Below are 6,858 nucleotides of genomic sequence, written 5' to 3' on the forward strand. Positions count from 1 at the left end.
GTGCTTGCGGATCTCGGTCAGGACGGCGCCGAAGGTGGTCAGGCCGCGGGCCTTGAGCGCGGGCAGCAGCCGCAGGAAGGCATCCGCCGTCGCCACCGTGTCGCCAAGCGCGGTGTGACGCGCTTCCTCGGGGATGGTGATGCCCAGCCGATGCGTCAGCGCGTCCAGCGAATGCGCCTCGGCCGGGCCAAAGACCACCGCCGACAAAAGCACCGTATCGAGCACCGGATGATCGAAATTGCGCCCGATCAAAAGCTCCTTGCGGCGCAGGAATTCCAGATCGAAGGCGGCGTTATGGGCGACCAGAACCGCGCCCTCGGCGAATTTGTGGAACCGCCGCCCGACCTCGGCGATCGTCGGCGCCGCCGCCACCATCGCCTCGGTGATGCCGTGGATCGCCGTCGAGGCCGCCGGGATCGGCCGCCCCGGATCGACCAGCGTGTCAAAGACCTCGCCCGCCACCCGCCGCCCGTTGACGATCCGCACCGCCGCGATCTGCACGATCTCGTCGCCGCCGGCCGGAAACAGCCCCGTCGTCTCGGTGTCGAAAACGACGAAGGTCAGCTTGTCGAGCGGCGTTTCGGCAAAGGCGCTTTCGCTGCCGCGCCCCAGCAGATCAAAGTCATAGACCACCTGGCGCGGAACAGGCCGGGGATCGGTGCCGGTCCGGCGCGCCTCGCGCAGCGGCAGGCAGAGCCGGTGCCGCCCCTCGTGCAGCCGCTCGGGCCACAGATCCGTCGCATGCGCCGACAGCACCCGCCGCCCGGTCAGCTCGGCCATGCCCACATCCAGCGGCTCGGCCAGCCAGCGCTCCAGCTCGGCAATCGCCACCGCCGCGCCGCGCCATTCGAGCGCGATCAGCGCCCCCGCGCCGTCTTCAAGCACCTCCAGCCGCTTCTCGACCCGCTCCGGGCCAAGACGGGCGACCAGATGCGCGCTCAGCGCCACCATCTCGAAGCCCTCGATGCGCAGCATCAGCGGCGCGGTCACCGGCAGCAGATCGCCCGCCCCCTCGGCCGCGACACGGGCCTGCACCGCGGCGCCGAAATCCGAGGCGCGGATCATCGCGAGCGGCCACCAATCGGCCCGCATCGCCTCGTGGCGGTCGTGCAGCGTGTGGATCGCCTGCGCCAAGGTGCCCGCCTCGGCGCGGGCGGCTTCGCGCAGCTGCCCGCGGGCCTGCGGATCGACGGGCCCGTCCTCGGCGATCAGCACGCCCATCAGCGATTGCAGCGCCGCGGCCGGGCGGCGGATGCGGTCGAAAAGCTCGTCCATCAGCGCCTCGCGCCCGGCATGGGCACGCAGGTCGGCCGAGACATCGCGCAGCGTCAGCACATAGCCCGCCCTGCGCAGCACATGATGATCCTCGCCCTCGGAAATCAGCCGCATCCGCGCCGCCAAGGTGCGGCCCCCGGCCACCGTCGCGCACAGAAGATCCGAGGCGGCATCGGGATCGGCCGTCGCCAGAAGCCGCGCATGGGCATGGCGGATCGGCGCCGGGTGCAGATAATCGAAGACGCGCCGGTCGAGCCCCGGCGCATGCGCCCCGCCCAGCAGATCGACCGCCTGACCGTTGTAAAAGACCAGGGCATGATCGGCGGTGCACAAAAGCACCCCCACCGGCACGTCCGAAAGCAACGTCTCCAGCCGGTCCTTTTCCCGCGCCAGCCGGGTGGTTTCGCGCTGCACCGCCTCGGTCAGCGCCGAGCGGGTCTCGTTCAGATGCTGCGCGATCGCCGCCGCCGCCGGGGCCAGATCGCCCAGATAGCGCCCCGCGCGTTCGTCGAGCGCGCTGTCGACCGCGGTTTGGGTGCGGGCGCGGATCGAGCCCGCCAGCCGCTCGATCGGCCGCGCCAGATTGGCGTCGAAAAGCGCCCAGACCACGCCGATCAGGCCCAGGATCACCAGCCCCGCCACGGTGCCGCCGATCACGAAGCCCGAAAGCGCCTCGGGCCGGGCCAGCTTTTCGAAGCCGAAGACCAGCCCCGCGACCAGCGCCACAAGATTGCCCATCGCCAGCGCGGCGAAGAACAGGAAGATCCGGACGCGCAGGCCAAGCCGGGCGAGCCGCATCACGCCCCCTCCGGATCCAGAAGCCGGTGCAATTCGTCGCGCAACTCCTTCAGCTCGAAGGGTTTCGCGATGAAGCCATCGGCGCCGAGCGCCAGCGCCTTGCGCCGCTCCAGCGCCGAGCCGCGCGCCGTCATCATCACGATCCGCACCGCCGAAAGCGCGCCATCGGCCCGGACCTGCTGGCAGATCTCGTAGCCCGAGACCTCGGGCAGCATCACGTCAAGCAGCACCAGATCGGGGCGCTCGGCGCGGATCCGCGCGACCGCGCCCAGCCCCGTCGCCAGCCGCGCGTGATCCAGCCCCTCGCGGCCCAGAAGATAATCCAGCGCGATGGCGATGTTGTCCTCGTCCTCGACGATCAGCACGCGCGGCCTGCCGCCGCTTTCCCCGGTCATCCCGGCGCCCCCCTCTCAGCCCCTGTCGTCCCGGCCCGCACCGTTTCAGCCCGGCACGGCCTTGCCGTGACCTATCGCCGATTGCATCGTGCGTACCACCACGAAAGCGTCGCGCAGATGCGCGCGCTCGAAATCGCTCATGTCCGAGGGGGCAAGGAAATTGTCCGCCGCCCGCCCGGATTTGATCAGCCGGGCCTGGTTTTCCAGCCGCGTCATCGCGATCAGGTCATAGGCCTCGATCAGATCGCGCGCCTCGCCGGGGGCGATCATCCCGGCGTCTTCCGCCGCCTTCAGCCGGGCGCGGGTATTGGCCAGACCGAGCCGCCCGCGCAGCGCCTGCACCCGCGCCAGATCGATCACCGGCACCACCCCGTTCATCTTCAGATCGATGTGGTTGCGGTGCTCGCCCGAGCGGATCGTGGCAAAGCCGCGCAACAGGCCCAGGGGCGGCGTGTGCTTGAGCGCGTTCGAGAGCAGATGCGCGATGAAGATCGGGCTTTGCGACGCCAGCCGCAGGGTTTCCTGCTGCAGCGCGGTGAAGAGATCGGCGCCATTGCCGCCGATCGGGCGCAGATCGAACATCACCGAGGCGAGCATCTGCGCCTCGGGGTTCGGCACGTCGATCCAGTCGTGGAAATAGCGCCGCCAGACCTGCAAGGGCTGGCACCAGCGCGCGGCCGTCGCCATCATCTCGCCCGGGCAATAGACATAGCCGCAGGCATGAAGCCCGTCGCAGACGATCTTTGCCAGGGCGCGGAAATAGGCCATGTCCTCGGCCGTCGCGCGGTCATCGAGGATCAGGCAATTGTCCTGATCCGACACCCCGGTCTGTTCCTGCCGCCCCTGGCTGCCGCAGGCCAGCCACAGATAGGGCACCGGCGGCGGGCCCAATTCGCGTTCGGCCATCACCAGAAGCCGCCGCGTCACCGCATCGGCGATGTCGGTGATGAGCCGCGTCACCACGTCATGGGCGTGATGCGCGCCGACGAGCTGCACCAGCAGCTGCGGGATCCGCCCGGTGACGGCGGCCATCTCGGCCAGCGTCTCGGCCGAGACCACGTCGCGGATCAGCACCGCCGCCGAGACCGCCTGAAACCGCGTCAGATCGGTCTGGGTGATCATGCCGACGAAGCGGCCCGCCTCGGTGATCGGCAGATGGCCGATGCGCTTTTCCAGCATGATATGCAGGATGTCCGAGCCGAGCGCGGTGGGCGGCAGGCTGACCGGATCCGCGGTCATCACCGCCGCCACGGCCGTATCAGGCGCTTGCCCCTCGGCCAGGATCTTGTTCGACAGATCGCGCTGGGTGACGATGCCCAGAAGTTTTTCGCCCGGGCCGACGACGCCGAGCGAGGAGACATGCGCGTCGCGCATCCGCCGCGCGGCGTCAAGAACCGTGGTTTCGGGCGCACAGGACAGCGGCTTTCGCGCGATCAGATCGGCCACTTTCTGCGTCGCGATCTCGGTCGAGACCTTCTCGCCGCGCTTTCTGTTGAAGAAGCGCTCGAAGGCCGGATAGGTCTCGATCAGCCGCTTGAAGGTCGGGGTGGGCAGCACCAGGCACACGGTCTGCGCCGTCGCCCGCGCCTGGGTCGCGGCCAGCCCGTCGCGCAGAAGACCACGCTCGCCGAACGAATTGCGCGGCCCGAGCAGCGAGACCAGCCCGCCATTGCCGTCGGTGATTTCCACCGCGCCCTGCTTGATCAGGTAAAGCCCGCCCAAAGGCGTCTGATGCACGTAGATCAGCGCTTCGGGGCGGAATTCCATGCGGCGAAAAGAGCGGGCCACCTCGGCCAGCTCGTCACGCGGCAGGGTATCATAGGGGTGGACGGTTTCCAGAAAGGCAAGGATGGCCTGACAATCGGGTTCCATGATCTCTCCTGCGAAGACGGGGCCTGTGAAGGCGGGGGAAGCGGGCGAGGCCAAGGCCCCGCCCGCCGCCGGTCAATGCGCCGAGGCCTCGGCGGCGCCGATGCCGGTTTCCGAGCGGATCTCCTGCGCCAGATAGCCGTCCCGATCCTGATCGCCGCGGCGGCTCTTGTCGGTGATCGAGAAGAGCCAGATGCCCGCAAAGCCCAGAACCATCGAGAACAGCGCGGGCGAGGTATAGGGGAACGGCGCCGAGCCCTTTTCAAAGCCGAGCGTGGCTTCCCAGACCGAGGGCGAGATGATCGTCAGCGCCACCGAGCTGATCAGCCCCAAAGCGCCGCCGACCACCGCGCCGCGCGTCGTCATGCCCTTCCACAGAAGCGACATGAAGAGCACCGGGAAGTTCGCCGAAGCCGCGATGGCGAAGGCCAGCGACACCATGAAGGCGATGTTCTGCTTTTCAAACGCCAGACCCAGAACCACCGCGACGATGCCAAGGCAGATCGTGGTGATGCGCGAGACCCGCAGCTCCGAGGCGCTGTCGGCCTTGCCGTTCTTGAACACGGTCGAATAAAGGTCGTGCGACACCGCCGAGGCGCCCGAGAGCGTCAGACCGGCGACCACGGCGAGGATCGTGGCAAAGGCCACCGCCGAGATGAAGCCGAGGAAGATGTTGCCGCCCACCGCCTGCGCCAGATGGATCGCCGCCATGTTGTTGCCGCCCACCAGCGTCAGCGCGCCCTTGGCATCATAGCTGACCAGACCCGGGTTGGTCAGGACATAGACGATCGCGCCAAAGCCGATGATGAAGGTCAGCATGTAGAAATAGCCGATCCAGACCGTCGCCCACATCACCGACTTGCGCGCTTCCTTGGCCGAAGGCACGGTGAAGAAGCGCATCAGGATATGCGGCAGACCGGCGGTGCCGAACATCAGCGCCATGCCGAAGGAAATCGCCGAGATCGGGTCTTTCACGAACGTGCCCGGCCCCATGATCGAGAGACCGGCCGCCGCGGCTTCCTCGGGCGTCTTGCCCGCCGCCAGCGCCAGATCGGTCTTCACCTTGACCGATTCCGCGAACAGGCTTTCCAGGCTGAAGCCGTAATGCACCATCACCATCAGCGCCATGAAGCTGGCCCCGCCGAGCAGCAGGCAGGCCTTGATGATCTGCACCCAGGTCGTCGCGGTCATGCCGCCAAACAGCACATAGACCATCATCAGGATGCCGACGACGATCACGGCGTAAAGATATTCCAGCCCGAACAGCAGCTTGATCAGCTGCCCCGCGCCCACCATCTGGGCGATCAGGTAAAAGGCCACGACGACCAGCGTCGACATCGCGGCAAAGACCCGCACCGGCGTCTGCGCGAAGCGGAAGGCCGCCACATCGGCGAAGGTGAACTTGCCAAGGTTGCGCAGCCGCTCGGCCATCAGGAAGGTCAGGATCGGCCAGCCGACCAGAAAGCCGATCGAATAGATCAGCCCGTCATAGCCCTGCAGCATCACCGCCGCCGAAATCCCGAGGAAGGAGGCCGCCGACATGTAGTCGCCCGCAATCGCCAGACCGTTCTGGAAGCCGGTGATGCCGCCGCCCGCGGTGTAGAAATCGGCCGCCGATTTCGTCCGCCCGGCCGCCCATTTCGTGATGAACAGCGTCGCCACCACGAAAAAGCCGAACATCGCGATCGCGGTCCAGTTCGTGGGCTGCTTTTGCACCGCGCCTTCGATCGCGCCCGCCGCAAGCGCAAGCGAGGGCGTCAGGCTCAGCGCACAGACCGCCGCAAGGCGGGCAAAGGAGGTGACCGGGCTCATTTCAGCACCTCGCGCTTCACCTGGGCCGTCAGCTCGTCATATTCGTTGTTGGCGCGGAAGACGTAGATCGCCGTCACCACGATGGTGAACAGGATCACCCCGAAGCCGATCGGAATCCCCCAGGTCATCACCCCCTCGCCCAGCGGCACGGCCAGCAGGTCCTTGCGAAAGGCGATGACGGTGATGAAGCCGTAATAGACCAGCAGCATCGCGATGGTGAGCAGCCAGCCAAACCGCAACCGCTTTGTTTTCAGCGTGTGGTAGGCCGGGCTCCTGGCGATGCGTTCCAGCATCGTGTCTTGCATGTGTTTTCCTCCTCGTTGATGTCGTCCCGATCCGGCTTGCGCGGACCGGTTTGGCCGTGTTTCCCCGGCCGTTGCTCTTGACCCTCCCGGCGCGGCGGGGGTTTCACACCCCCGCACCCCCGTGGGATATTTGCGCCAAGGTGAAAGGGCGGCGTTTCAGCTTGGGCAAAGATCCCGGGGCCAAATATCCCGGGGGGGGACGTGCCGACGGCAAGAGGGGGGCGGCGCCCCCCGCCTGCGGGTCACGCCCGGTTCATCCGGTTGTCGATCAGCTCCTGCACCACGCCCGGATCGGCCAGCGTCGAGATATCGCCCAAGGCGCCGTAGTCGTTCTCGGCGATCTTGCGCAGGATCCGGCGCATGATCTTGCCCGAGCGCGTCTTCGGCAGACCCGGCGCCCATTG

Annotated in this window: 5 protein-coding genes; all 5 read right to left on the bottom strand. The window is 67.6% G+C overall.

Annotated features, from left to right (window positions below; genetic code table 11):
* On the bottom strand, window positions 1-2,073 hold a 2,073-nt coding region (locus tag FBT96_RS21485), incomplete at its 3' end, for a 3'-5' exonuclease (protein ID WP_136908928.1).
* Entirely contained in the window at window positions 2,073-2,468 is a 396-nt protein-coding gene (locus FBT96_RS17485) for a response regulator transcription factor (protein WP_136908919.1), read from the bottom strand. The genes FBT96_RS21485 and FBT96_RS17485, both read right to left, overlap by 1 nt.
* Window positions 2,469-2,513: 45 nt before the next feature.
* Window positions 2,514-4,340, bottom strand: coding sequence for a DUF294 nucleotidyltransferase-like domain-containing protein (locus FBT96_RS17490; protein ID WP_136908922.1), 1,827 nt, complete (start codon window positions 4,338-4,340; stop codon window positions 2,514-2,516).
* Between the two features lie 72 nt (window positions 4,341-4,412).
* A complete protein-coding gene (locus FBT96_RS17495; RefSeq protein WP_136908924.1) occupies window positions 4,413-6,149 on the bottom strand; it encodes a cation acetate symporter in 1,737 nt (578 codons plus the stop codon).
* A complete protein-coding gene (locus FBT96_RS17500) occupies window positions 6,146-6,454 on the bottom strand; it encodes a DUF485 domain-containing protein (RefSeq protein WP_136908926.1) in 309 nt (102 codons plus the stop codon). Before FBT96_RS17500 ends, FBT96_RS17495 begins: the two co-directional genes overlap by 4 nt.
* Between the last annotated feature and the right edge of the window lie 404 nt (window positions 6,455-6,858).

Origin of the sequence: Rhodobacter capsulatus (assembly GCF_005144475.1) — a bacterium.
GTDB lineage: Bacteria > Pseudomonadota > Alphaproteobacteria > Rhodobacterales > Rhodobacteraceae > Rhodobacter > Rhodobacter capsulatus_C.

What these genes read in the sequence shown, in the direction of transcription:
- FBT96_RS17485 (WP_136908919.1), bottom strand. Translation starts at nt 2,468, where the DNA reads ATGACCGGGGAAAGCGGCGGCAGGCCGCGCGTGCTGATCGTCGAGGAC.
- FBT96_RS17490 (WP_136908922.1), bottom strand. Translation starts at nt 4,340, where the DNA reads ATGGAACCCGATTGTCAGGCCATCCTTGCCTTTCTGGAAACCGTCCAC.
- FBT96_RS17495 (WP_136908924.1), bottom strand. Translation starts at nt 6,149, where the DNA reads ATGAGCCCGGTCACCTCCTTTGCCCGCCTTGCGGCGGTCTGTGCGCTG.
- FBT96_RS17500 (WP_136908926.1), bottom strand. Translation starts at nt 6,454, where the DNA reads ATGCAAGACACGATGCTGGAACGCATCGCCAGGAGCCCGGCCTACCAC.